The organism is Polaribacter sp. HaHaR_3_91, assembly GCF_019278525.1.
In the GTDB taxonomy this organism is placed as follows: Bacteria; Bacteroidota; Bacteroidia; order Flavobacteriales; family Flavobacteriaceae; genus Polaribacter.
Genome location: NZ_CP058986.1, coordinates 2,966,634 through 2,991,082, shown reverse-complemented (window position 1 = coordinate 2,991,082; position 24,449 = coordinate 2,966,634). Strand labels below are relative to the sequence as shown.

General features: G+C 28.4%; 27 protein-coding genes and 1 tRNA gene. 7 read left to right on the top strand and 21 right to left on the bottom strand.

Annotation, left to right across the window (positions count from 1 at the left end):
* Window positions 1-195 precede the first annotated feature (195 nt).
* The 16 genes from H0I27_RS12660 to H0I27_RS12585 form a co-directional block, all read right to left on the bottom strand.
* On the bottom strand, window positions 196-390 hold the full coding sequence (locus H0I27_RS12660) for a hypothetical protein (RefSeq protein ID WP_218731043.1): 195 nt from the start codon (window positions 388-390) through the stop codon (window positions 196-198).
* A gap of 170 nt (window positions 391-560) precedes the next feature.
* On the bottom strand, window positions 561-2,114 hold the full coding sequence (locus tag H0I27_RS12655; protein WP_218731042.1) for a hypothetical protein: 1,554 nt from the start codon (window positions 2,112-2,114) through the stop codon (window positions 561-563).
* 144 nt (window positions 2,115-2,258) lie between these two features.
* Entirely contained in the window at window positions 2,259-3,107 is an 849-nt protein-coding gene (locus H0I27_RS12650) for an IS3 family transposase (RefSeq protein ID WP_254712738.1), read from the bottom strand.
* On the bottom strand, window positions 3,053-3,511 hold the full coding sequence (locus H0I27_RS12645) for a helix-turn-helix domain-containing protein (protein WP_025566198.1): 459 nt from the start codon (window positions 3,509-3,511) through the stop codon (window positions 3,053-3,055). The genes H0I27_RS12650 and H0I27_RS12645 overlap by 55 nt, the downstream gene beginning before the upstream one ends.
* 206 nt (window positions 3,512-3,717) lie before the next feature.
* On the bottom strand, window positions 3,718-4,536 hold the full coding sequence (locus H0I27_RS12640) for a hypothetical protein (RefSeq protein WP_218731041.1): 819 nt from the start codon (window positions 4,534-4,536) through the stop codon (window positions 3,718-3,720).
* Window positions 4,536-5,027: a hypothetical protein gene (locus H0I27_RS12635; RefSeq protein WP_218731040.1), complete on the bottom strand. Its 492-nt coding sequence runs from the start codon at window positions 5,025-5,027 to the stop codon at window positions 4,536-4,538. Before H0I27_RS12635 ends, H0I27_RS12640 begins: the two co-directional genes overlap by 1 nt.
* Window positions 5,028-5,136: 109 nt before the next feature.
* On the bottom strand, window positions 5,137-5,985 hold the full coding sequence (locus tag H0I27_RS12630; RefSeq protein ID WP_254712738.1) for an IS3 family transposase: 849 nt from the start codon (window positions 5,983-5,985) through the stop codon (window positions 5,137-5,139).
* Complete coding sequence (locus H0I27_RS12625) at window positions 5,931-6,389, bottom strand: helix-turn-helix domain-containing protein (RefSeq protein WP_025566198.1); 459 nt, start codon at window positions 6,387-6,389, stop codon at window positions 5,931-5,933. The genes H0I27_RS12630 and H0I27_RS12625 overlap by 55 nt, the downstream gene beginning before the upstream one ends.
* A 193-nt stretch (window positions 6,390-6,582) precedes the next feature.
* Window positions 6,583-7,050, bottom strand: a complete 468-nt coding sequence (locus H0I27_RS12620) for a hypothetical protein (RefSeq protein WP_218731039.1) — start codon at window positions 7,048-7,050, stop codon at window positions 6,583-6,585.
* A 172-nt stretch (window positions 7,051-7,222) separates the two neighbouring features.
* Window positions 7,223-7,771: a hypothetical protein gene (locus tag H0I27_RS12615; RefSeq protein ID WP_218731038.1), complete on the bottom strand. Its 549-nt coding sequence runs from the start codon at window positions 7,769-7,771 to the stop codon at window positions 7,223-7,225.
* Complete coding sequence (locus H0I27_RS12610; protein WP_218731037.1) at window positions 7,768-8,112, bottom strand: hypothetical protein; 345 nt, start codon at window positions 8,110-8,112, stop codon at window positions 7,768-7,770. Before H0I27_RS12610 ends, H0I27_RS12615 begins: the two co-directional genes overlap by 4 nt.
* Window positions 8,113-8,279: 167 nt before the next feature.
* A complete protein-coding gene (locus H0I27_RS12605) occupies window positions 8,280-8,876 on the bottom strand; it encodes a lipopolysaccharide assembly protein LapB (protein WP_218731036.1) in 597 nt (198 codons plus the stop codon).
* Between the two features lie 713 nt (window positions 8,877-9,589).
* Window positions 9,590-10,705 carry a tyrosine-type recombinase/integrase gene (locus H0I27_RS12600; RefSeq protein ID WP_218731035.1) on the bottom strand — a complete coding sequence of 372 codons (1,116 nt, stop codon included), beginning with the start codon at window positions 10,703-10,705 and terminating at the stop codon, window positions 9,590-9,592.
* 154 nt (window positions 10,706-10,859) lie between these two features.
* A complete protein-coding gene (locus tag H0I27_RS17755; RefSeq protein WP_218731034.1) occupies window positions 10,860-11,027 on the bottom strand; it encodes a hypothetical protein in 168 nt (55 codons plus the stop codon).
* A 637-nt stretch (window positions 11,028-11,664) separates the two neighbouring features.
* Window positions 11,665-13,134 carry a tyrosine-type recombinase/integrase gene (locus H0I27_RS12590; RefSeq protein ID WP_218731033.1) on the bottom strand — a complete coding sequence of 490 codons (1,470 nt, stop codon included), beginning with the start codon at window positions 13,132-13,134 and terminating at the stop codon, window positions 11,665-11,667.
* 51 nt (window positions 13,135-13,185) lie between these two features.
* Window positions 13,186-13,259 (bottom strand) — tRNA-Met (locus H0I27_RS12585).
* 108 nt (window positions 13,260-13,367) lie between these two features.
* Here H0I27_RS12585 and H0I27_RS12580 point away from each other — a divergent pair.
* Together H0I27_RS12580 and H0I27_RS12575 are read left to right on the top strand one after the other, a co-directional pair.
* On the top strand, window positions 13,368-13,751 hold the full coding sequence (locus H0I27_RS12580) for an START-like domain-containing protein (RefSeq protein WP_218731032.1): 384 nt from the start codon (window positions 13,368-13,370) through the stop codon (window positions 13,749-13,751).
* Between the two features lie 163 nt (window positions 13,752-13,914).
* Window positions 13,915-14,748 (top strand): aminotransferase class IV, encoded by an 834-nt coding sequence (locus tag H0I27_RS12575; protein ID WP_218731031.1) that lies wholly within the window; start codon window positions 13,915-13,917, stop codon window positions 14,746-14,748.
* Here the strand turns inward: H0I27_RS12575 and H0I27_RS12570 are convergent.
* From H0I27_RS12570 to H0I27_RS12550, 5 genes are all read right to left on the bottom strand, one after another.
* The gene (locus H0I27_RS12570) at window positions 14,745-15,302 is read right to left on the bottom strand and encodes a YqgE/AlgH family protein (protein ID WP_218733880.1); all 558 of its coding nucleotides are present in this window, start codon (window positions 15,300-15,302) and stop codon (window positions 14,745-14,747) included. The two genes, H0I27_RS12575 and H0I27_RS12570, sit on opposite strands and share 4 nt — an antisense overlap.
* A 91-nt stretch (window positions 15,303-15,393) precedes the next feature.
* Entirely contained in the window at window positions 15,394-15,666 is a 273-nt protein-coding gene (locus H0I27_RS12565) for an HU family DNA-binding protein (RefSeq protein ID WP_068449845.1), read from the bottom strand.
* Between the two features lie 186 nt (window positions 15,667-15,852).
* Window positions 15,853-16,803, bottom strand: coding sequence for a methionyl-tRNA formyltransferase (fmt, locus tag H0I27_RS12560; protein ID WP_218731030.1), 951 nt, complete (start codon window positions 16,801-16,803; stop codon window positions 15,853-15,855).
* A gap of 2 nt (window positions 16,804-16,805) precedes the next feature.
* Complete coding sequence (locus H0I27_RS12555; RefSeq protein WP_254713088.1) at window positions 16,806-18,698, bottom strand: ATP-dependent DNA helicase RecQ; 1,893 nt, start codon at window positions 18,696-18,698, stop codon at window positions 16,806-16,808.
* The gene (locus tag H0I27_RS12550; protein ID WP_218731029.1) at window positions 18,695-19,237 is read right to left on the bottom strand and encodes an AAA family ATPase; all 543 of its coding nucleotides are present in this window, start codon (window positions 19,235-19,237) and stop codon (window positions 18,695-18,697) included. Before H0I27_RS12550 ends, H0I27_RS12555 begins: the two co-directional genes overlap by 4 nt.
* Before the next feature lie 96 nt (window positions 19,238-19,333).
* On the opposite strand from H0I27_RS12550, the gene H0I27_RS12545 reads away from it, so the two are divergent.
* Genes H0I27_RS12545 through H0I27_RS12525 form a run of 5 tightly spaced genes read left to right on the top strand, consistent with a single transcriptional unit; the run spans window position 19,334 to window position 24,407 of the window.
* Window positions 19,334-19,615, top strand: coding sequence for a DUF493 family protein (locus tag H0I27_RS12545; protein WP_218731028.1), 282 nt, complete (start codon window positions 19,334-19,336; stop codon window positions 19,613-19,615).
* A gap of 11 nt (window positions 19,616-19,626) precedes the next feature.
* Window positions 19,627-21,261: a peptidylprolyl isomerase gene (locus tag H0I27_RS12540; RefSeq protein WP_218731027.1), complete on the top strand. Its 1,635-nt coding sequence runs from the start codon at window positions 19,627-19,629 to the stop codon at window positions 21,259-21,261.
* Window positions 21,262-21,320: 59 nt separating this feature from the next.
* Complete coding sequence (locus H0I27_RS12535) at window positions 21,321-22,106, top strand: hypothetical protein (RefSeq protein WP_254712669.1); 786 nt, start codon at window positions 21,321-21,323, stop codon at window positions 22,104-22,106.
* The gene (locus tag H0I27_RS12530) at window positions 22,072-23,454 is read left to right on the top strand and encodes a peptidylprolyl isomerase (protein ID WP_218731025.1); all 1,383 of its coding nucleotides are present in this window, start codon (window positions 22,072-22,074) and stop codon (window positions 23,452-23,454) included. The genes H0I27_RS12535 and H0I27_RS12530 overlap by 35 nt, the downstream gene beginning before the upstream one ends.
* Window positions 23,454-24,407 (top strand): MoxR family ATPase, encoded by a 954-nt coding sequence (locus H0I27_RS12525; protein WP_218731024.1) that lies wholly within the window; start codon window positions 23,454-23,456, stop codon window positions 24,405-24,407. The genes H0I27_RS12530 and H0I27_RS12525 overlap by 1 nt, the downstream gene beginning before the upstream one ends.
* The last annotated feature ends 42 nt before the right edge of the window (window positions 24,408-24,449 follow it).

Genomic DNA, 24,449 nt, shown 5'->3' with positions numbered 1-24,449 from the left:
AAGCATATGTTTTTCTCCGTTTTTAATTTATTCAAACTTGTTTAAATTCCGATTCATATTTTTCCCAAAGAGTAGAAGTCGGAAAGTTTTTTTATTCAGTTCCGTTTTCTATTTTTTTTCATTACTTGAGTAGTAAATTCCACGTTGCTTAATTCAAATTAAGTTTTTTATGCTTTAAACTTGTTATTTTAATGATTAGGAAAATAATCTTGAAAGTTCATAAAAGAACATAATTATACCTCCAACAACAACTCCTATATTTCTAATGTAAATATTGTATTCTAAATAATGATTTGATTTTTTGTAATCAGCATAATCTTTTTTCAAACCAATCGCACAGTAAATTCCGAAAGCAATAAATAAAATAGCAAATATGTCAAATTCTTCCATTTTCTAATTCAAGGTTTGAGTTTTCGTATTAATGGCAACGTTGTTTTGTATGGAAAGTTGCGATTTTGTGAACGAGGAATTTCCAGCGGAAATTCAGAAGTTTGCAAAAAAGCGACTAGTTTTAAATTAAGCTAAATATAGCAATTTTTTATACAAGGTGTTGGTGGTAGTTATTTTTCACGTTTATCTAAATATTCTTCAATAGCTTTATGATAAATAAATTTCATATCGAAGTTAGGTATGCAAGGTTCATCTAATTTTTCACGATGTTTAAAGTAAATTTTTGTTGAAGAATAATCATCATTGTCAATATTTCCTAATATACTATATTCGAATAGTAATATTAATGCCAATTCTTTATCGTATTCTAAATTTACGTTTGAAAATTCATTTATTAAATCTACTTTGTCAAGTGGTTGATTTTTTTTTAAGTTCTTTAGAGCAAGAAAAATTTTAGTTATATCCTCTTCATTAAAACTTGCAGATAATTCGTTTTTTACCTCAAGAATTAATTCTTCTACAAAAGATTTAATTAAACTTTTCGCATTATAGAATTTTATAGGAATGTCATAAGAATTTCTTGGTAAGGGTTTTAGCAGTAGAATTAAATCTCTTGGTCTAAAAAATGTATAGTCAATTAAATGTTTAAAACTACTACCTGAATATTGATATTCATTTTTGAATAAAGAATTCCAAGAATCATTTTTATCATAATCAATTCCTTTCTTTTCAAAGTTTAAAGAAATTCTTTTATTTATTAGTTTTTTTAGACCTACAGAATTTTCATCATTTCTAAACTTATCATGTTCATACCAAATTAGAGGAATTTCATAAGAAGAGAATAGTTTTGCTGTATCTGCATTATGTTTTACAATAATTCTTTTCAAGTCATCTCTTAAAAGAATTATCACTTTTGCTTTAAGACCTTCTTTTCCAAAATAATCAATATTATAATCTTTGGCAACTCTCAAAATATTTGTTATATTTTCAACAGTTTTTTTATTGTTTTCTTTAAAACCTATATCTAAATCATCAAATATTAAATAGAATTCATTTCCTGAGCCTATATTTTCTTTTAATAGTTTAAGGACTACTTCTTTTAAAGGTTGTAGTATTTTATAGAATGGAGCTTTGTGTTCTTTAATTCCAATTTTTCTATTAAATAATGCAGAAAAAACTCGTTTTAAATATTCAATATTAACCTCAAATGACTGTTCTCTTACAATTTCTTTTATTTCATAACTTTTTATATCAACTAGTCCAGAATTCCTTTGCAAAAATATTTTTAAATCTTTATATGACTTAATATCATTTACTGATTGATCTTCTGTCAATAAGGAAATTAGTTTTGTTAAAATTAACCACTCAAAAAGTAATTTTTCTTCGATAGGAAAACCTGCTTCTTTTCCTAGTTGAACTATTTTATTACTATCAAAATCTCTTGTTTTAATGAAACTGCAAAAGGAGTTAGCATCGTTTTGTGCTGTATAATATATATACTCTGCTATTGCTGATTTTCCAGAACCTTTTCTACCTGTTATAATAAATTTTTCACTATCTAATTCAGGAAAAATATTCAAATAATCTCCAAACATTTCTGCTAACTTTATTTTTGAGTTTAATGTAGTTTCTCCTTCAGCTTCTGGTGTTCCAATAAAAAAGTTTGCAGTTGTATTATTTTGATTTGAATTATATTCAGGTGACAATCTCTTAAATAAGCTCATTTTTTAGTTTGTTAATTTTTTAGTTTTACTAGCGTTTTTGTATTATACTGATATAGGTTGACCTTTTTTTAGGTTAATTTATACCGTTCAAAAGATTTTTTTAGCCGTTTAGAAGGCAAAAAATATTTTGAACTAGTTTTGTTTTCAAATTGTTAGTTCAGTCAAATTTACATTATTTCTTCGATATGATTTGTATTTGATGTTTGGATTTAAATGTACTTCAGCTGGTTTTCTTAATTCTAAGCTAAAATGGGTTCTTAAATTGTTGTAAATATATACTGCTTGTTTTGTTACTTCTTGAGCAATGGCAGTGTTTTTAATGCAATTTCTAAGTCCATATTCATATTTTAAAGTTCTATTAATTCGCTCTGCAATTGCGTTTTCATAAGGATCATATTGTTCTGTCATGCTCATCATTATGCCATTTTCTTCTGCAAATGCTGTGTATTTGGGGTTACAGTATTGAAAACCTCTGTCAGAATGATGTATTAATTTTTTATCAGGGTATTTTCTATTTTTAATAGCCATTTCTAGCGCTTCTGAACAAAGTGATGTCTTCATGTTGTTATCTAATTTATAGCCCATAATTTGCTTAGAATATGCATCTGTAACGATTGCTAGGTAATTGTGTCCATTGTCTGTTTTAATGTATGTTATATCGCTTACCCATAGTTGTTCTGGTCGAGTAGGAACTTGGTCTTTAATTAGGTTTTTATATTTTCTAAATTGATGATTAGAGTTTGTTGTTGTTACATAGTTTTTAAGCCTAGGAACAAGTAAATTGTGAAGCCTTAACACATCGTACAACTTGTCTCTACCTATTTTAATACCTTGTTTTATAAAGTCTTGTTTAAGTTCATCATATAACTTAATTCCGCCAGTTCTCATACCAACTAATTTTCGATATTCCTGTATCATTTCGATGACTTTTTCATCGTTTAGTCGTTTGTTTTCTTGGGTTTTGAGTCTTTTGTAGAAAGCTTGTTTACTAATCCCAAAACACTCATAGAACCATTTTCTTTTAAACGGTTTTTCTTTTTTAGTTCTATCTCTTTCGCTAATGTTTTGGGCAACGACTTTTTTGACAAATCGACTCCAGTAATGATTTCCATGTCAGCAATAATATCTTGTTGAAATTCCTTTACAAACTCCAATTCTTCAATACGTTCCTTTAGTTTTTTAATCTCATCTAATTTACTCATACCTGTATTTTGTTGGACTAAAGTACTATATTTTTTGATCCAATACCCAATTGTAGTTCTAGGAACATCATATTTTTTGGAAGCAAAGTTTGTGGAAATCTGTCCATTCTGAATTTGGTCAACGACGAATAATTTGAGTTCTAAAGTTGCTTTTTCGTACGTTTTTTTTCGCCAAGGTTGTTTTTGTGTTTTCATAAGTGACTATAATTAAGTGTTTAATTTTTAGTCAACCTATTTCAGGAAAGTACATTTTTTAAATTATTGCCAACGGTTACGTATAAGAATAGTGCGTTTTTGTGTGCGAGGATTTTCCGCAGGAAAATCAGAAGTAGCAAAAAAGCACTGTTCTTTGTTTAAGCACTAATCTACGCATTATTTTTATGCGATGTTACCACCAGTTTTTAATCACATCCGCCACAACCACCGCAACTACTACATCCACTGTCACAAGAAGAGCAACCAGATGCATCAAATTCAGAATCAAATGAATCTAAAGTGTCATCAAAACTATCAAAATATGAATCAAACATATAATCGTCTTCAAAAAAGTCAACATATAACCACCAATCACTATCAGAATCATAAGTATCACTATATAAAACTTTCTGTTGATTTAGTAATTCTTTATCAATTGTTTTTAAAAGTTGAAAATCTAAGTTCTTTAATAGGAAAATGTTTCCTCCAATTCTCAATAATAACTCTAATCCTTTCTTCTTATCATTATGAAGCAAATGGTCTATACTTTTATCAACCTCATTTAAATAGTTAGATATTTCTCTCCTTAGTTTGTTTCCGTTGTCAGTTAGTTTATTTAACCTAAATAAATTCAACAAGAATGATTGCTTAAAATAAGGGTTGATTTCTCGATTACTTCTTGTCGATTTTTTAAAATTCCAGCCTCCGTTTGAGGAGTCGTAAGCCATTTTTATAAAATTCTTAAAAAGTATTTGAATTGAAGGACTTTTTATAAATGGACTCAAATAAATTAATTCGTGATTTTTTGGCTGGTATTTATTAAAGTTTTTACCTGAAATAACATACGTGTAAGTTCTAATGTAGTTGTCTCTAGGATGAGACTTTTTATTTATTTCTTTAATTTCAATTACTTTTTTTAGAAGTAAATCCATAAAAGTAAACTTCATTAAATCTTTCAATTGTACAGAGGTACAATCTTTAATTAGCATTGTTTCTGCAGGTGTTATTTGAGATAGTATTTTCATTACTTTTTAAATCGTAGTTTAGGTATTATCCAATTTCTATTTCTATTAACTCTTGTAAAGTGAATCTCATTAAATCTAGTGTCAATATCAACCCAAATGTCACTTGGTGGTTTTTCATTAAATATTAACTCGTAAAAATCAAGTGTTTTTGAATACTGTTCTTTAAATAAAGTTCTTTCCTCAGAGCCTTTTGTTGGTCCGTGATGAATATTTTTATTTATTGTGTTTTTACAAAGTTCAATCCAATATGATTCTGTGTAAAGTAAATGAAGATGCCAGACTTGGTCAATTTGGTCTGAAGGTGTTTGGGGGAAATCTGAAATAGTAATCAGAAAAATAAATTTTTTGTATTCCAATACTGTTCTCAGTGAATATTCTATTGACCAATCATTTTCTCTTGCTAATCTATCTGTAAAACTGAATGAAGAATCTATGTCGTCAATTTCAAAATTTTGAATTTTATTCCATATTTCATTTTGTTTTTCAGTCATTTTTGTATTATACTGATATAGGTTGACCTTTTTTTAGGTTAATTTATACCGTTCAAAAGATTTTTTTAGCCGTTTAGAAGGCAAAAAATATTTTGAACTAGTTTTGTTTTCAAATTGTTAGTTCAGTCAAATTTACATTATTTCTTCGATATGATTTGTATTTGATGTTTGGATTTAAATGTACTTCAGCTGGTTTTCTTAATTCTAAGCTAAAATGGGTTCTTAAATTGTTGTAAATATATACTGCTTGTTTTGTTACTTCTTGAGCAATGGCAGTGTTTTTAATGCAATTTCTAAGTCCATATTCATATTTTAAAGTTCTATTAATTCGCTCTGCAATTGCGTTTTCATAAGGATCATATTGTTCTGTCATGCTCATCATTATGCCATTTTCTTCTGCAAATGCTGTGTATTTGGGGTTACAGTATTGAAAACCTCTGTCAGAATGATGTATTAATTTTTTATCAGGGTATTTTCTATTTTTAATAGCCATTTCTAGCGCTTCTGAACAAAGTGATGTCTTCATGTTGTTATCTAATTTATAGCCCATAATTTGCTTAGAATATGCATCTGTAACGATTGCTAGGTAATTGTGTCCATTGTCTGTTTTAATGTATGTTATATCGCTTACCCATAGTTGTTCTGGTCGAGTAGGAACTTGGTCTTTAATTAGGTTTTTATATTTTCTAAATTGATGATTAGAGTTTGTTGTTGTTACATAGTTTTTAAGCCTAGGAACAAGTAAATTGTGAAGCCTTAACACATCGTACAACTTGTCTCTACCTATTTTAATACCTTGTTTTATAAAGTCTTGTTTAAGTTCATCATATAACTTAATTCCGCCAGTTCTCATACCAACTAATTTTCGATATTCCTGTATCATTTCGATGACTTTTTCATCGTTTAGTCGTTTGTTTTCTTGGGTTTTGAGTCTTTTGTAGAAAGCTTGTTTACTAATCCCAAAACACTCATAGAACCATTTTCTTTTAAACGGTTTTTCTTTTTTAGTTCTATCTCTTTCGCTAATGTTTTGGGCAACGACTTTTTTGACAAATCGACTCCAGTAATGATTTCCATGTCAGCAATAATATCTTGTTGAAATTCCTTTACAAACTCCAATTCTTCAATACGTTCCTTTAGTTTTTTAATCTCATCTAATTTACTCATACCTGTATTTTGTTGGACTAAAGTACTATATTTTTTGATCCAATACCCAATTGTAGTTCTAGGAACATCATATTTTTTGGAAGCAAAGTTTGTGGAAATCTGTCCATTCTGAATTTGGTCAACGACGAATAATTTGAGTTCTAAAGTTGCTTTTTCGTACGTTTTTTTTCGCCAAGGTTGTTTTTGTGTTTTCATAAGTGACTATAATTAAGTGTTTAATTTTTAGTCAACCTATTTCAGGAAAGTACATTTTGGTAATTGGTGGTAACGTTGATGTATAAGAATAGTTGCGGGTTTGTATGCGAGGATTTTCCGAAGGAAAATCAGACGTTACAAACACGCAACGACCTTTGATTAAGCACTAAACCGCAATTATTTTTATACGGTGTTATGCAAAGTGTTTTTTTATTTTTTTCTTATTCAGGAACCAAATTAAAAGAGCAATTGGTGTTGACCAAAAAAACGCATTCAAAATTGCACCATAACTAAAAGCTTCCATTCCATCTTGTTTTCCAACAGATATTGACATAGCAATCATCAGTCCCCAAATAATTAAAAAAATTAGGATTGATAAACCACTAACCATTCTATTTGCCCATAACTTATATTTTCTTATAAATATTCCGCCAATTAAATAAGCAATTCCGATTAAGAGCATTATGAGGCACATTTCTAAATAGTGAGAAAAAAGAAAAGAGATAGGGTCAGTTTCAGTCTCATTATTATTTAAGTCATCTCCCATTCCGATTACAGACCAAGCTACAGCTCCCATTCCATTACTGAAAATTATAAATCCAGAAAAGATTGCGACTAAAAGTCCGATTGTTTTAATTGATTTTGGTTTTTGTTCTTCCATTGAGTTTTCGTTCTGTTACATTTTGCATAACGTTGTTGTGTATGATTAGTTGCGTGTTTTAAGCACTAAAGTTAGTAAATAAATCACAGATAGAAAGTCCGCGAGGACTTTCGTAAATTGGCTAAAACCAAGCAATTAATTATACACGGTGTTGTAAACTGTGCTTTTAATTTCAATTCTTTTTAATTTTTTTACTAATTCTCACCCATTTAAAAATAACCAAAATATAGTTCACTTTGTATTCCAACATTTGTTCGTTATAATGCATTGCGTGAAAATCTTTATGAGTTGAAAAACTTTCAATCAATTCAATTTTTGTTGATATAAAAGGAATATCACTAATTCTACAAGCTCCAAATCTAACTAAATTTGTCTCATTTTCTTCATCTACTTTCTCATAGTAAAATTCAAGAGTATTTTGATAATATTCCGATTTTTCAATAAATAAATATTTTTCAGCATTGTAATATCGTTTTGTATTTGTGCTTCTAACTTTATTTTCTAATTTTTCATTATTTCTAAAAAATTCATCTCCGCAAGAAGTGAAATAAAAACGTTCTGAAATCGTATCATTTTCAACATTATATTCATTCGCTAATCTCCTTTTGCTAAATTCTTCAAATTCATTAAATAATTCCTTTTCCAACATAAAATCTCCAATAAGAAAATATAGTCCTATTTGTAAAGTCAAAATAGCAAAAATTACTTTTTTAATTTTCATTTTTTCGCCATTAATTTTTGGTAGTATTTATCTTGTTCAACGTTATCTTTTGCGTTTTCAAATAAATCAAAAAGTCCAAACCAGTAAAGTCTTTCATTAATTGTCATTCCTCCAATTCCGTCAATTGCAGAGTTTCTAAATTCAGTCCACATTCCGTAAATTTTGTCAAAATCTGTTTGTTTTTCAATCCACGTATTTCCAATAAATCGTTCAACATTATTTCTTAATTCAACAACATTTCTTTCATCTTTTTTCCATTCTTGAATATTGTCGGCTAATTTTTTAACTATTTCTTCTTTGGAAACTTTTCGAATATTTTTTGTCAGTTCGTCTAAATTCATTTTCAACGGTCAGTTTGGGCATTGTTTACAACGTTGTTTTGTATGGAAAGTTGCGATTTTGTGAACGAGGAATTTCCAGCGGAAATTCAGAAGTTTGCAAAAAAGCAACAAGTTTTAGTTTATGCTAAATATAGCAATTTTTTATACAAGGTGTTGGCAATAGTTTTTTATTCATTTCCTAAAATTCCATTATATCCACCACCTTTATAATTTCTAATAATTGGTTCTATGAAATTAACATATTGTCTTTCAGTTTCAGTCAATTTTTTTTCTTTCAGCTTTTTAAACTCTTTTAGGGATTTTTCCTTTTTCCCAATAACAGTTTGCAAAGTTAAATAACCAATAAATTCAATAATGTTTTTTTCGTTTTCATATTTAATTTCAGTAATTAGATTATACGCTTGTTTATATAATTCCATAGCATCATTCAATCTATTCATTTTTTCAAGAGTCATTCCTTCTAAAATAAGAATAGGACTTCTTTTCTGAGTTTTATTTGGTAATTCATTTATAGCTTTTAAAGCTAACTGAGGCTGTTCATTTAGCCAATATATTTTCACCAAACTTTCTATACTTGCTATTTCATTTGGTTCTAATTTTATAGCTTTTTTGTAATAAAAAATAGCACTATCAGTCTTATTTTCCATTTGATAGGAAACTCCTTTTTCTTGATATTTTATTACTAAAGGATTTGATGTTTTATTTTCTTTATTACAAGAAAACAGAAGTGAAATTGTCAATAAAATTCCTATTATTCTATTCAATTCGAGATTTTTTTTAAATTATTGCCAACGTGTTTGTGTTAAGGAAAGTTACGTTTAAAGTGAACGGCTATTTTCCGTAGGAAAATAGGAGTTTACAAAAATGTAACTAACTTTGATAAAGCTAAAAATAAGTAATTTTTTTTACACGGTGTTGCCTAAAGTTGTTTTTTGTTTTTCCGAGTTAGGTAATTATTTTCGAGATTTAGCGTTGGAGTGATAATTCCGCCAATATTTGGAATTCAACATTTGAGTGGTTTTTCACGTTTTGATTTACGAGATTTTTCCATATTTTAAATTTTCGTTTGAGTTAAAATTCCACAAAGATTTTCATTCCGCAATAATTGGAAATTCAGCGTTTGAGTGGTTTCTTTTATTTTAAAAAAAAATGAGATTTCTCCGCCTTTTTCAAATTTTGAGTTTGATAGAATATTCCACAAACTTTATTTTAAGAATCTAAATATTTTCAAACTATTGTAATCTTTATAACAAACTAAATTTCTTAGAATTCCTCAATATTGAGACAGTATCTAATATTTTGAAATTCAGAAGTTTTATTGTTTTTTTTCCAACGTTTTGCTTGGTTTTGGGCAATTTTTGGCAACTTGTTTATATGCTTATGTTATATCAGTATATATCTCTTAATTGGGTTTATATGCTGAAGTTTTATGATTATATTTATACATTGAATATGATTCTTTAAAAGTAATTTATTCCTACAATTCATCAAAAGGATTTTTAATATTTTTAAGACTAGTTTTTGTAACATGAGTATATATCATTGTCGTTTTTGGGCTACTATGACCTAATAATTCTTGTATATACCTAATATCTGTTCCATTTTCTAATAAATGTGTTGCAAAAGAGTGTCTTAAAGTGTGTAATGTAACCTTTTTTGTAATTTTAGTATTTTTCAATGCTTTTTTTAACACAGCTTGAGCACTGGCACCACTGTATTTATGTCCATTTTGCCCTTCAAAAAGAAAAACTTTAGGTTTATAAGCTAAATAGTACTCTCTAAGAAGTATTAAAAAAGAATACGAGAGCAAAGTATACCTGTCTTTTTTTCCCTTAGCTTGCTTAATATGAATTAACATTCTTTTGCTATCAATATCATCAACTTTTAAATTTAATGCTTCCCCAATTCTGAGTCCACCAGAATAAAGAAGACTTAATAATGTTTTATGCTTTAGATTTGTAAGATTATTAAATATGGCTTTAATTTCTGCAACACTTAAAACTGCTGGTAATTTCTTTTCTTTCTTAGGTCTTTCAATATTTAATAAATTAATTTCTATACCTTTAAAAAAAAGAAATTTTTTGATTCCATTAATGCATTGATTTTGATAGGATACGGATCTGTTTGCTCTAAATATAAAGTCATAGTTAAACTGTTCAATTAATTTTATTGAATAATCTTCATTTTTTTTTAGTAATCCATAACGAAGAAAGTATGCAGTTACTTCCACATAAGTATTAACAGTATTCTCACTTAATCTTTTTTGTTGCAACCATCTTTTAAACTTTTTTAATTCTGAAGTTAAGTAGATAGATAAAGCAGGTAAGACCAATTTGTAGATTTCTTTTGACGGAGGTATAACTTTTTTTTTAAGTTTTTCATAATTAACAAACCATTTTTTTAGTCGAATATGGTTATATAATAAACTCCTATTACTTGAAGAATCTTTAATGTAGAAAGATTTCAAATTTTGGCTCCATTGTACCTCGGGTAATAATTTTAAATGATTTTTTATTTCCTGATCAAAAGGAAAATTAATCATAACAATATTTGAACCCTTATGAATGTTAGGAAGTAAAATAATAGATTTCATAGCTAAATAATTATCTAATGTATTGAAAATAAACTAAATAAGAAGTGTGTAGCTTTGTGCTTTAATAGATTTAATTCGTCGATTTTTGATTCGAGTGTAATGTAAAGATATATACAATGTCTTTTTTAGATAATTCAAATATTTTTCTTAATTATCAAATTATACTTCTGTATTTAAATGTATGGTAAGTTGTAAGCAATGATTTGTATTTATTGGGAGTAAAACTATAGTTAGTTACATTATCTCGATTTTTCCAAGAAAAATCATTATCAAAATATGGAGGAGATACTTTAAATGGATTGATAAAATACTTGTAACACAAATCAAGTTTTGTATTACAAACTTGTATTACATTAATGTTATTTGGGATAGGAGTGGGGTTAGATGCTTTGAAAAGTCATTAGTTTAAATTTTTGTTCTATATAATACTCTTTATTTTCATTAAAAATAATTATGAATTTAAGTATATTTATAGTTGAATTATGCGTTAATTTTACGTATAATTAACGCATAATATAGGCAATGTAAAATAATTGCACTTGATTTTTATACTATTATGGAGTTATAAAAAAGTTGTTAAATAGAGTGAGTTCGAGCTAAGCAATAGTATTATTAGGAAACATATTGGGTATTGTTATAGCAGTTTTTTAGGTGAAAAAGAAAAATTAATTAGTTTTGAGTTCTATTTGACAGTCTACTAAATCAAACAAGTTTTCGTTTAAAAGACTCCGTTTATTTAAAATTTCTTGTGATTCATCTTTATCATCAATAAAAACAATATCCATTTTCTTTCTTGCTAATATCAAAACATCAAACACCCATTCTATTTGTTAGATTTGTACTTGTTCAATTAAGTGTTCGAAATAGAATTTTGGGGAATTAAGTAAAAGAGGGTAAAATACCCTCTTTCTAAGCTCCTGATAAATTACATTTACTTTTCTAGTTTCTTTGCTCATTTTTTACTTAAATAATTTTGAGTAATCTTCTGGCAACTCTGCATCAATTTCTCTTAAATATTTTTCCAATGCACTCATTGATTTATGTCCTGTAATCAGCATTAAATTACTCTTAGCTTCAAAAGGAGAAGCATTTTCTCTCAGTTTTCTATATAATTTTGAGATAAAGGTATGTCTAAAACTATAAATTCCATAATCTTCATTCAATTTAAAATGGTCTTTTACAACTTTTCTAAATCTTTTAGAAAAATGATCTCTTCTATTAGTTTCATTTGCATCCCAGAAAGCTCCAATTGTTTCTGGAGTAAATAAAAAGGATTCCTTATCTAACTTTGATAAATCTGGTAATTCATCAAATAAAATACTAGGAATAATTTTTGTTTTTAAAGGGCTATTCTTAGCCTTAAATTGAACGGTTTTAGTTTCTAAATTAATGTCCTTAATTCTTATTCTACAAACCTCAATAGGTCTAATGAAACTATAAGAAACGAATTTTATGAATAGTAATAATAGTTGATCTTGTTTTTCTAAATATTCAAATATATTTTGTTGCTCTTTTAATGTGTAAACCTTATTTCTTTCTGTTTTGGATTTTAATACAGGAATTGATTGAATATAGTTTTCAGCAACCAATTCATTATTTTTTAATACTTGGAAGATACTTCCTAATTCTGTTCTGTAATTATTACGATTTCTTGCGCTTGTTTTTAAAACAATTCCATTAAAATAATCTAATAAATCTTTTCTAGAAATTTCTCTTATATTCTTTTTGGTTGGATGCGTTTCTTCCATCCAAATAATAAAAAGTTTTGCTTTTCTTTTATAATCTTTTATCGTTCCACTACTTACTGCCTTTTCTTTTAAGCTTAGCGCAAAGTCAAAAGCTTTTACAATAGACATTTCTTCTTGATTCTTATTCCCAGTATTTTGTTCTTTTATGTGAATTTCTTTTTGGTTGTTTTTTATAGGTTTTTTGGTTGTTTTAGATAAGTCTCCCTTTAGAATTACATTTTCTAAAAGTGAAGTAATCATATTTTCATCTAGGGCTTCCTTTACAGCATTTTTTACAGATTCGTTTATTTTTGATGGAGATATTGCTTCTTCTTTAAGAGTTTCTTCTAGTTCTATATCAACAGTGTGATTTTTCAACTGCTCATACAACTCGGAGTTATCTATGAAAGGATTGAAGCCTTGTTTTAGTAAAAACAACAAGTTTTTTCTATAAGAAGACAAGATGCTCATTCTATTCTCTTTGGTTTTGTATTGGTTTACTTTACCATATACATTTGCCATTCGTTCCAATTTCCCTGTTTTTGGATTTCTGAAGGAAAAATAGATGTACCATCGCTTAGATAAATCTCCTTTTGCTGTATAGATTTTTGGGGAAGAAAAAAGGTTTAAAACTTTAGAATCGTGTTCAAAATCGTGTTCAATTTCTGTTGTTAGGGTAAGGTAATGGTAAATTGATTGCATAAAAAAACAGTTTAGAGACCTAAACTGTTGTTTTTTATTGATTTAAAATAGTAGCGAGAACGGGATTTGAACCCGTGACCTCAGGGTTATGAATCCTGCGCTCTAACCAACTGAGCTACCTCGCCATTGTTTTGAGGCTGCAAATATAGTAGAATTTTACAAACTGGCAAGAACTGTTTTAAATTTTTTTTAAAAAGAATTAATAACTATATTGTCAACCTAAGAAAATAATAATGGATAAAATAAAATTCGAACTAGAAATAGCTATTCACGCATCGCCTCACATGTTGTATCAGTACATCTCATCACCTTCTAATTTGCAAGAATGGTTTGCAGATAAAGTAAACTCTAGAGGTAAAGAATATAGCTTTACTTGGGAAGGAGAAGAAGAAATTGCTGAATTGATCACAAAAAAAACAGATGATAGAATCCGTTTTAAGTGGGTAGAGAGTGAAGGAGATGATAGTTATTTTGAAATTAAGATTCAAGTTGATGCATTAACTAAAGATGTTTCTTTAGTTATTACAGATTTTGCTGATGATGAAGATGAAGTAGAGGAGTCTAAACAACTTTGGGAAAATCAAATTGATGAATTAAGACACACTATTGGTGCTTAAGTTTTAGCTTTTATTGGGTAATAGTATTATTCAATTAAAACTTTGTATTCTTTGTGGTTTAACACATATAATTAAAATATAAAACTCAACATTATTGTTGAGTTTTTTTATGCTAAAATATTTTAAAAAGCATTAATTTCGCAAGGCTAAAAAAAATGTATTTATGATTAACTTTAATGGAGCGTTAATAGACCCTGAAAATATAAAATTATCATCAGAAAATAGAGCTTTTAAATATGGTGACGCCATTTTTGAATCTGTAAAAGTGATGCATAAAAAAGTGGTTTTTTGGGAAGATCATTATTTTAGATTAATGGCCTCTATGAGAATGTTGCGTATGAGAATTCCTATGGAGTTTACTTTAGAGTTTTTAGAACAAGAAATTTTAAAAACTGTCGCATCCCAAGGATCTGCAAATACATATAGAGTTCGTTTAAATGTTTTTAGAAAAGACGGTGGTTTGTACACTCCTAAAACTAATAAAATAGATTACACTATAGAAGCTTCGGAAAGTTCTTATCAGACAAAAGAATCTTATTCTTTAGATGTTTATAAAGATTTTTATAATTATTCTGGGCTTTTATCAACCATAAAAACCAATAACAGAATGCTGAATACTTTGGCAAGTATTTTTGCTGACGAAAATGATTTAGACAATTGTATTTTATTAAATGAAAAAAAGGGAGTAGTAGAAGTTACAAATGGAAATATATTTGTAATTAAAGGAAATGTTATTAAAACGCCAGCACTTTCAGAAGGTTGTATAAAAGGGATTGTACGTAATAAGGTAATTGAAATTTTATCTAAAAACAAAGATTTTACGTTAGAGGAAACTTCAATATCTCCTTTTGAAATACAAAAAGCAGACGAAGTGTTTATCACAAATGCAATAATTGGTGTACAACCAGTAACTGGGTATAAGAAAAAAGTATTTACTACAGAGATTGGAAAGAAAATAGCAGGTAATTTAAAAGTATTACAAATTACGGGTGTTTAATTTAAATTAAAATCACTGGGGGCATTTGCCCAAAGCTTATAATTGCCTCCTTTTTGTAGTAATTTATTTTTCCATAGGCTTTCATCGTCCATGGAAAAAATATTTTCGAAATCATTGTCACCTACAAACCATGAATTTTGATTCATTTCTTGGTCTAGTTGTTCTTTTTCCCAGCCAGAATATCCTAAGAAAAAACGAATATCAGATGCTTTTAAGGTGTCAGTGTTTAACAAATCCTTTAAACACTCAAAACTTCCTCCCCAAAATATTCCGTTAGCAACCTCTATACTATCCGGAAGTAGTTGTGGTACTTTATGTACAAAGTACAAGTTATCTTGCTCTACAGGACCACCTTGATATACTGGAAAATTACAGTCAATTTCTGGTAGCAAATCATTAATAGTATAATCTAAAGGTCTATTTAAGATAAAGCCAACAGAATTACTAGAGGTGTGTTCTGTTAATAAGACTATAGTTCTATTAAAGGCGCTATCGTTTAAAATAGCTGGTTCTGCAATTAATAATTTACCTTTATTTAGTTTCAAATTTTTGATTTAAAATAGTTATGTTAAATATAATAAAAATTTTCATAAAAAAAAGCCCTCTTAAAAAAGAGAGCTTTTATATACTTTAAAACTATATGTTTTAGTTTACAGCGTCGCTTAAACCAGCTCCAGCTTTAAATTTAGCTACGTTTTTAGCAGCAATTTCTATAGTTTTTCCTGTTTGAGGATTTCTACCAGTTCTAGCAGCTCTGTTAGAAACAGAGAATGTACCGAAACCAACTAATGCAACTTTATCACCACCTTTTAAAGCAGAAGTTACATTGTCTGTAAAAGATTCTAATGCCGCTTTAGCTGCTACTTTAGAAATTCCTGCATCAGCAGCCATTGCATCGATTAAATCTGACTTGTTCATAATAAATAAATTTTTTAAAATTAATTGTATATTTTTTGCTTAATAGCTTAACAAATATAGATGGATTAAGGGTTTACGCAAATTTGAGTGCAAAAAAAGCACCTTTTTGTTAATAAATATGTGTAAATTGTTAATAAAGGTAGTTGGAAATAACGAAAATCTGTAAAAACCTTACGGATAAAGGCTTTAGAAGACATTCGCCTCAGAAGAAAAATTATAGCCATTTAATAAACTTTTTGCATCCATTTTTTTCTTTCCAGATAGTTTTATTTCATCAATAATAATGAAACCGCCATCAACAGCTACTTTTAATTCTTTTTTAGTAGCAATTATTTTACCAATTTCAAAATCATGAGCTTCTTTTTCTATTTCTTTTCTAATGGCATAGATTTTTGCTGTTATTTCATCTTCTCCATTTTTGATGATTGTCCAAGCTGCTGGAAAAGGGTTTAAACCTCTAATTTTATTATAGATGTTGTCTAAAGAATCTGTCCAATCTATTCTGCAATTTTCAGGATTTAATTTAGAAGCAGATTTTTCTTCTAAATCTGGTTGTTTTGTCGTGGTTACTTTTTCTGTAGCAATTAAGTCTATAGTTTTACCAACTAAATCGGCTCCTAAAAACATTAACTTGTCATGTAATGTACCAACTGTTTCTGTCTCTGAAACTGCTATTTCTTCTTGTAAGATAATTTCTCCAGTATCAATTTTATCATCAATAAAAAAAGTGGTTACACCCGTTTTAGTTTCTCCATTTATAATTGCCCAATGTATTGGTGCTGCACCTCTATATTCTGGTAATAAAGAAGCGTGTAAATTAAAAGTACCATATTTGGGCATTTGCCAAACTACTTTAGGCAACATTCTAAAAGCGACTACAATTTGTACATCAGCATTTAAATTTTTTAATTCTATATTAAAATCTTCGTTTTTTAAGTTGGTAGGTTGCAAAATTGGCAAATTTACCGAAGTTGCATATTTTTTTACTGCAGATTCATTTAACTTTCTTCCTCTTCCTGCTGGTTTGTCTGCTGCTGTAATAACACCAACTACATTATAATCATTTTCTACCAAATGCTTTAAAATAGTAACAGCAAAATCTGGAGTTCCCATAAAAACAATACGCATGTCTTTCATAATTAGTGGATTAATTGGTATTTATTCTGATGATTGATTTTTATTTTATCATCTGTTAATAGTTGTCGCAAATGTATTAAAATGTCTTTTTCATCTGCTACTAAAGAAGCACTAATTTCTTGGGATGATAAAACTTGTTGCTCTTTTAATAGTAGTAGTATTTCTGATGCTAAATTTTTGGTAGGCTTTCTGTTTTCTGCAATACAAACATCACAAATGCCACATTTTTCGGTTTTTATTTCATCAAAATAACTTAAAACTTGATTACTTCTACAAACGGAATTGTTATTTACAAAAGCAATTAAATCTTCAGATTTTTGTTTTTTCTGATGGATGAATTGCTTCATTTCTCTAGAAGACCTATTTATAGTATAATCATCTTCCCTTGGTACTAAAAATAAGAGTTCTGCATCATTTTTTATGGGTTTGTAAGCAATTATATTATCCTTTTCTAAACGTTCAAAATTTGCTAAAACAAGATTGGTGGTTAAACCAGATTTTTTAGCGATAAAAAATTCATCAATTTTTACTTCCTCCTCAAATAAACCAGCATAGGTTCTTAATATAGCGTTGGTAAAATTTTTAATTATAGGATTTTTATCCAAATAATTTAAAACCGTTTTACTGTTCACAATAAACTGCAATGTAGATTTTTTGTTATACTGATTGCTAATTTCTATAATTCCGTTATTAGCTAATATTTTAAGAGCAGTATCTACTTTTAATACGGAATAATTATACTTTTTAGAAAACTCTAAAAGATTAAAAGAATAAGATTCTTCGCTTAATTCGCCTAAAGAAATTCTAAAATATTGATATAATTTTCTGTGGATTTCTTTAATTTCAGAGATGCTTAATAATTTTTTTTCTAAGCGTTCTTTAAATAATAAAACATCACTTTTGTTATACAATAAAACGGCAAACGATTTTTTACCACTTCTACCTGCTCTACCAGTTTCTTGTACGTAATTTTCGATGCTTGTTGGCAAGTCTAAATGAATAACCAAACCAACGTTTGCTTTGTCAATTCCCATTCCGAAGGCATTTGTAGCCACTATAATGGGTGTTTTTTCTGTCATCCAATTTTCAAAAGAAATATTTTTTTCTACGGATGATAATCCAGCGTGGTAAAAGGAACTTTTAAAATTATTTGCATTTAAAAATGAGGCTATCTGAGCTGTTTTTTTTCTAGAATTGACATAAACAATTGCAGGTGTTTTCGTTTTTGTAAATATTTGAAGTAAGCGTTGTAATTTATCTTCAATCGTAAATATCTGATACGCTAAATTTTCTCGGTAAAAAGATTTTTTAAAAAGTTGTGGTTCTTTTAATTCAAGGTTTTTTTCAATATCACCAAGAACTTTTTGGTTTGCCGTTGCTGTTAAAGCGATAAAAGGAGTTTCTGGTTTTAATTCTCTTAATATATTGATGTTTCTATAAGAGGGTCTAAAATCATGTCCCCATTCAGAAATACAATGTGCTTCATCAATAGCAATTAAATTAACGTTTAATTCTTTTATTTTCTGTTGAATAAAGTAAGATTGCAACCTTTCTGGAGAAAGATATAAGAATTTGATGCCTCCGAATTTAACATTGTCAAACAATGTTATCATTTCATCTTGTGTAGAACCAGATTTAATGGTTGTTGCTTTTATTCCTTTTTGAGTTAAGTTTTCTACCTGATCTTGCATTAAAGCAATTAAAGGAGAAATAACTAAACAGACACCTTCTTGTGCTAAAGCCGGAATTTGAAAACAGATAGATTTTCCTCCACCTGTTGGCAGTAATGCAATTACATCTTTTTGTGCTAAAGATGCCGTAATTATTTCTTCTTGTTGGGGTCTAAATTCAGAAAAGCACCAATATTTTTTTAATATTTCTTTTGGCGAAATCATAATTCGCAAGCAAGCGAATTTATAACAAAATCTGTTCTTTCTTTTAAAGAGCCAAAAGGAACATTAATTATTGCGTACCCTAAATCAGTATAAGATTTCATTAAAAATCGGTCTATTTCAGTGGTTTCTTCAAAAGATTCATAGCGCTCGTTATCAGTTATATGAATGTCTTTCCAAGGAGAGAAATGAAAAATTTTAGTGTATTTATAAAGATTGCATTTTTCGAAAAATGTTGCTGGATAGTCGGTTTTAAAATAATCCATATATGCATGAACATCCGGAATTCCTCTATCAAAAAAGACTAGTTTTTGCTCGCTTTTATTCGCTTCTAAAAATTGTTTTTCTCTGCCTTCTAAAAGCATTTTGCTAAATAATAAAGGTTCTGTTAAAAACAGTTGATCGATTCCTTTTTTTTGAGCTTCTAAGGTTACTTCTCTAGAAATTTCAGGCATACAAAAATACCCTCTATTTGTTAATTCATTTATAACGGAAGTTTTTCCTGTTCCAGGTCCACCTATTAAGACTATTTTTTGCTGCATTTCACAAAAATAAATGAATCTCTTTATAAAACTAATTTTTAACGTAATTTTGTGTCTTGTTGTTTATAATTAATTTAGATTTAAGAAAGTATTTTTATGAGTGATAAAAAAGAATTTTATAAAAAGTTAAAGAGCCAATTAGACGATACTACAAAGTTTCCTGCAGATTATATGTATAAATTTATTGTACCTACAGATGGTAATCAGGTACAAGAAGTAGAAGATTTATTTAACGATTCTGGGGCAGTAATTAATACAAAAAAATCTAAGACGGGGAAATATGTGAGCGTTTCTATCGTATTAAAGATAGAAAGTTCAGATAAAGTAATTTATTATTATTTAAAAGCTGAAAAAATTAAAGGAATCATATCATTATAATTAAGTAGTTTATGAAAAAAATAGTTTTATTATTTGTTTTAAGTGTATCAATGTCTGTCTTCTCACAAAAGAAAGATAAAACATTAATTACAATTGATGGTGAAACAACAACTGTTTCTGAATTTAAAAGAGTCTATGAAAAAAATTTAGATGCTATAGATAATGAAGAGGCTAAAAGTGTTACTAAAAATTTAGATTTATATATTAATTATAAGCTAAAAGTAAATGAAGCTTATGCTATTAATTTAGATACATTGCCTTCTTATAAAAGAGAAATGGAGTCTTATAAAAATCAGCTTTCTGCACCTTATTTACAAGATACTACTTTTATAGATCAATTAGTGAAAGACGCTTATTTTAGAACTAAAAATCAGGTAAAGGCAAAGCATATTTTAATAAGATTGCCAAGAGAAGCATCACCAAAAGATACCTTAATGGTTTATAATAAAATCTTAGAACTAAGAGAAAGAATTATAAAAGGTGAACAGTTTGAAGCAATAGCGGCACAATATTCAGAAGATAGATCTGCACAAGACGATCCTAAAACAGGAAGAAAAGGAAATGGTGGTAATTTAGGCTATTTCTCTGCTTTTAATATGGTGTATCCTTTTGAGGTTGCTGCGTATGCTACTAAGGTTGGTGAAATTTCTATGCCATTTAAAACACAATTTGGATATCATATTATGCAAGTTGATGATGTAAAGGAATCTAAAGGAGAAATTGAAGCAGCACATATTTTAATAAGAGACACCACTGCTGTTGGTAAAGTGAAGATAGATAGTATTTATGCTAAATTAAATAATAAAGAGCGTTTTGACGATTTAGCAAAAAAATACTCAGAAGATCCGGGTTCTAAAAATAATGGAGGTAAGCTAGGTAAATTTGGAGCAGGAAGAATGGTGAAATCATTTGATGATGCAGCCTTCGCTTTAGAAAACGTATCAGATTTCTCTAAACCATTTAGAAGTCAGTTTGGTTGGCATATTGTACAATTGTTAAAAAAACATCCTATTAAATCTTTTGATGAAATGAAAGTTGAATTAAAAGAAAAGATAAAAAAGAGTTCTAGAATGCAGTTGTCTGAAGATGCAGTTGTAAATAAATTGAAAAAAGAGTACACAATAACAGAATATGATGAAGCTAAAAAGATTTTAGATCGTAAAAACCTAAGAGCAATTCCAAAAGACTCATTACAGAATACAATTATTAGTATAAATGATAAAAATATTACACAAGAAACTTTTATAAAATATATTAGAAATAGAAGGCATTTAGCTGTTTTTAAACTTTTTGAAATGTTTAAAGATGATCAAATTCTTACCTATTATAAAGAGAATTTAATTTATACAGAACCAGAATATGCATATACTTTAAAAGAATATGAAGATGGTTTGTTGCTTTTTGAATTGATGCAAGAAAAAATCTGGACAAAGTCTTCTAACGATTCAATTGGATTGCAAAAGTTCTTTGAGAACCAAAAGGATACTTATGCAACAAGCGATTTAGATAGTATAAAAGGACAGGTGATTAATGATTATCAAAACTTTTTAGACGAAAATTGGATTGCAGATTTAAGAAAGAAAAGTAAAGTTAAAGTGAGTAAAAAGGAATTAAAAAAGTTAATTAAATTTTACGAAAATAAATAATGAAATACATTGTTTTCCTATTTTGTGTAGTGCTATTTTCTTCTTGTGAATTTTTTACAATGAAAGAAAAAGAAATTAACACCTCAGAAATTGTGGCTTCTGTTAATGCGGAAAAGCTTTTTAAAGAAGACTTAGCAAATGTGTTACCTAAAAATATAAGTAATGTAGATAGCTTAGTGTTGGTAAAAAGCTATATTCAAAATTGGGCAATTAAAAGACTTTTGCTAGAAAAAGCAAAGAATAATATTTCTCTAGAAACGGTAAATCAAATAGACAATTTAGTTAAAGATTATAAAGAAAGTCTATTAATTAATAATTTTAAAGAACAACTTGTAAAACAACAATTAGATACTGTTATTTCTGAAGAGGAATTAGCGGAATATTATATGTTGAATATGGAGAATTTTAAATTAAATGAAGAGCTAGTTAAAATAAGATATCTTCATGTAGATAATAATATTAAAGATAAAAAGAATATTTTAAAGCTTTTTAAATCGGATGATATTACTGATTTAGAAAAATTAGAAAAACAAGAGTTGAGTTTTAAATCACATCAATTTAACGACTCTGTTTGGACGCAATTAGATAACATTTTGTTAAAACTTCCTTTTTCCAAGGAAAAACTGTTAAAAAAAACAAAATTCATCGAAAAACAAGACTCAATAGGTTTATATTTGGTGGCTATAAACGATGTTTTAGAGCGTAATTCTATTGCGCCATTAAGTTATATTACACCAACCATAGAACAAATGATTTTACATAAACGTAAAATTGAATTATTAAGAGAGATAGAAAAAATAATAGTAAAAGATGCAACACAGAACAACAATTTTAAAATATATTAAATCATCAATTTTTGCATTATTCTTATGCTTTTTAGGACTGCAAACTTCCGCACAAAAGGTGAAAATAGATGGTGTAGCCGTTGTTATTGGTAAAAACATAGTTTTAGATTCTGATATTGCTAAATTTAAGCAAGAGGTAGAGGTAAGAAGCGAAGGGAAAGTGCAAATTTCAGACTGCGAAATGCTAGAAGAATTAATGCAGCAGAAATTAATGGCACATCACGCAGTTGTAGATAGTGTTACAGTTTCTGATGCTGAAATTTCTGATAAAGTAGATAGAAGTATTCAGTACTTTACACAACAATACGGAAATATAGACAAAGTAATTAAAGCTTATGGTTTTAATGATTTAGAAGATTTAAAAAAGGAACTGACTACGGTTCAAACAGAAAATCTTTTAATTGAAAAAGAACAATTAAAAATTACAGAAAAAATAGATGTTACTCCAGAAGAAGTTCGTTTGTATTTTAATGGATTAAAAGAAAAAGGAGAATTACCTCAGTTTCCTGCAGAGATAGAATTGGCTCAAATAGTTTTAACAGCAGTCCCTACAAAAGAAGAAACAGAAAGAGTTATTGCTAAGTTATTAGAAATTAAAAAGGATATAGAAGACGGATCTAACTTTAGAATGAAAGCGATTATTAATTCAGATGATCCTGGAGTTACAAATAATGGAGGAGAGTATACAGTGACAAAAGAATCTGCTTTTATTAAAGAATTTAAAGAAATGGCTTTTACTTTAGATATTGGTCAGGTTTCTAAACCATTTAAATCTGAATTTGGTTATCATATTATGCAATTGCATGCAGTTAAAGGAAATACAAGAGTTGCTTCTCATATATTAATGCAACCAGAAGTTCCAGATTCTAAAATGAATGAGCTTAAAGTGAAAGCAGATAGTATTGTTCAAAAAATTAGAGAAGGAGCTTTAACTTTTGAGGAAGCTGTTAAAAAATATTCTGATGACGAGGATACAAGGAATAGTGGCGGGCTTATTATTAACCCATCCACAGGAGAATCTAAATTCGATTTAACAAGAATGGATCCTGCTTTTTATGCAAGAGTAAGTGATCTTAAAAAAGGTGAAATGACAGACCCTTTTTATGATGAAGAAAGATCTGGAGATAAAATGTTTAAATTCATTTTAATGAAAGGTAGAACAGATACGCATGTTGCAAATATTATTGATGATTACGTTAAAGTACAGCAACTAGCACTTCAAAAAAAGAAAGAAGAAACTATTACAAAATGGTCTAAAGAAAAAATAAAAGACACTTACATTAACATCGGACTTACACATAGTAAATGTACGTTTGATAAGAATTGGAAAAAAGCAGTAAATAAATAATGTCTGACGTTAAAGCTGTAAAGGATTTAGTAGATAAATACAACGCGCTAAAAACAGAAATAGGTAAAGTAATTATAGGTCAGCATGAGGCTGTTAATTTTACTTTATTGTCTATTTTTTGCGGGGGACATTCATTATTAGTTGGTGTACCTGGTTTGGCTAAAACTTTGTTAGTAAATACAGTGTCAGATGCTTTAGGATTAGGTTTTAAAAGAATTCAGTTTACGCCAGATTTAATGCCTTCCGACATTTTAGGGAGTGAAATTTTAGATGAAAACAGACATTTTAAATTTATAAAAGGACCTATTTTCTCTAATATTATTCTTGCTGATGAAATTAACAGAACTCCACCAAAAACGCAGGCAGCTTTATTAGAGGCAATGCAAGAGCGTTCTGTAACGGTTTCTGGGAATCATTATAAATTAGACTTACCATTCTTTGTATTAGCAACACAAAACCCAATTGAGCAAGAAGGGACATATCCTTTACCTGAAGCTCAATTAGATCGATTTATGTTTTCTATTTATTTAGAATATCCTTCATTTGAAGAAGAGGTAGCAGTTGTAAAAAGTACAACAGGTAATAAAAACACCACTATAAATCCATTGTTTTCGGCGGAAGAAATTGTTGAAATTCAAAAACTAATACGTAAAATTCCTGTTGCAGATAATGTAATAGAATATGCAGTTGGTTTAGTTGGTAAAACAAGACCAAAATCTAAAGAAGCGACAGACTTAGTAAAATCTTACTTAGATTGGGGTGCAGGACCAAGAGCATCTCAAAACTTAATCTTAGCAGCAAAAGCACATGCAGTTGTAAACGGAAAGTTTTCTCCGGATATCGAGAATGTGAAAGCAGTAGCAATCCCTATTTTATCGCACAGAATTGTAAAAAATTACAAAGCAGAGGCAGAAGGAATTACAGTCGCAGATATTATAAAGTCTCTATTATAGATATATTATATTTTTCATACATAAAAAAAACACGGCATTTGC

What these genes read in the sequence shown, in the direction of transcription:
- H0I27_RS12660 (WP_218731043.1), bottom strand. Translation starts at nt 390, where the DNA reads ATGGAAGAATTTGACATATTTGCTATTTTATTTATTGCTTTCGGAATT.
- H0I27_RS12655 (WP_218731042.1), bottom strand. Translation starts at nt 2,114, where the DNA reads ATGAGCTTATTTAAGAGATTGTCACCTGAATATAATTCAAATCAAAAT.
- H0I27_RS12645 (WP_025566198.1), bottom strand. Translation starts at nt 3,511, where the DNA reads ATGAAAACACAAAAACAACCTTGGCGAAAAAAAACGTACGAAAAAGCA.
- H0I27_RS12640 (WP_218731041.1), bottom strand. Translation starts at nt 4,536, where the DNA reads ATGAAAATACTATCTCAAATAACACCTGCAGAAACAATGCTAATTAAA.
- H0I27_RS12635 (WP_218731040.1), bottom strand. Translation starts at nt 5,027, where the DNA reads ATGACTGAAAAACAAAATGAAATATGGAATAAAATTCAAAATTTTGAA.
- H0I27_RS12625 (WP_025566198.1), bottom strand. Translation starts at nt 6,389, where the DNA reads ATGAAAACACAAAAACAACCTTGGCGAAAAAAAACGTACGAAAAAGCA.
- H0I27_RS12620 (WP_218731039.1), bottom strand. Translation starts at nt 7,050, where the DNA reads ATGGAAGAACAAAAACCAAAATCAATTAAAACAATCGGACTTTTAGTC.
- H0I27_RS12615 (WP_218731038.1), bottom strand. Translation starts at nt 7,771, where the DNA reads ATGAAAATTAAAAAAGTAATTTTTGCTATTTTGACTTTACAAATAGGA.
- H0I27_RS12610 (WP_218731037.1), bottom strand. Translation starts at nt 8,112, where the DNA reads ATGAATTTAGACGAACTGACAAAAAATATTCGAAAAGTTTCCAAAGAA.
- H0I27_RS12600 (WP_218731035.1), bottom strand. Translation starts at nt 10,705, where the DNA reads ATGAAATCTATTATTTTACTTCCTAACATTCATAAGGGTTCAAATATT.
- H0I27_RS12590 (WP_218731033.1), bottom strand. Translation starts at nt 13,134, where the DNA reads ATGCAATCAATTTACCATTACCTTACCCTAACAACAGAAATTGAACAC.
- H0I27_RS12580 (WP_218731032.1), top strand. Translation starts at nt 13,368, where the DNA reads ATGGATAAAATAAAATTCGAACTAGAAATAGCTATTCACGCATCGCCT.
- H0I27_RS12575 (WP_218731031.1), top strand. Translation starts at nt 13,915, where the DNA reads ATGATTAACTTTAATGGAGCGTTAATAGACCCTGAAAATATAAAATTA.
- H0I27_RS12565 (WP_068449845.1), bottom strand. Translation starts at nt 15,666, where the DNA reads ATGAACAAGTCAGATTTAATCGATGCAATGGCTGCTGATGCAGGAATT.
- fmt (WP_218731030.1), bottom strand. Translation starts at nt 16,803, where the DNA reads ATGAAAGACATGCGTATTGTTTTTATGGGAACTCCAGATTTTGCTGTT.
- H0I27_RS12555 (WP_254713088.1), bottom strand. Translation starts at nt 18,698, where the DNA reads ATGATTTCGCCAAAAGAAATATTAAAAAAATATTGGTGCTTTTCTGAA.
- H0I27_RS12550 (WP_218731029.1), bottom strand. Translation starts at nt 19,237, where the DNA reads ATGCAGCAAAAAATAGTCTTAATAGGTGGACCTGGAACAGGAAAAACT.
- H0I27_RS12545 (WP_218731028.1), top strand. Translation starts at nt 19,334, where the DNA reads ATGAGTGATAAAAAAGAATTTTATAAAAAGTTAAAGAGCCAATTAGAC.
- H0I27_RS12540 (WP_218731027.1), top strand. Translation starts at nt 19,627, where the DNA reads ATGAAAAAAATAGTTTTATTATTTGTTTTAAGTGTATCAATGTCTGTC.
- H0I27_RS12535 (WP_254712669.1), top strand. Translation starts at nt 21,321, where the DNA reads ATGAAAGAAAAAGAAATTAACACCTCAGAAATTGTGGCTTCTGTTAAT.
- H0I27_RS12530 (WP_218731025.1), top strand. Translation starts at nt 22,072, where the DNA reads ATGCAACACAGAACAACAATTTTAAAATATATTAAATCATCAATTTTT.
- H0I27_RS12525 (WP_218731024.1), top strand. Translation starts at nt 23,454, where the DNA reads ATGTCTGACGTTAAAGCTGTAAAGGATTTAGTAGATAAATACAACGCG.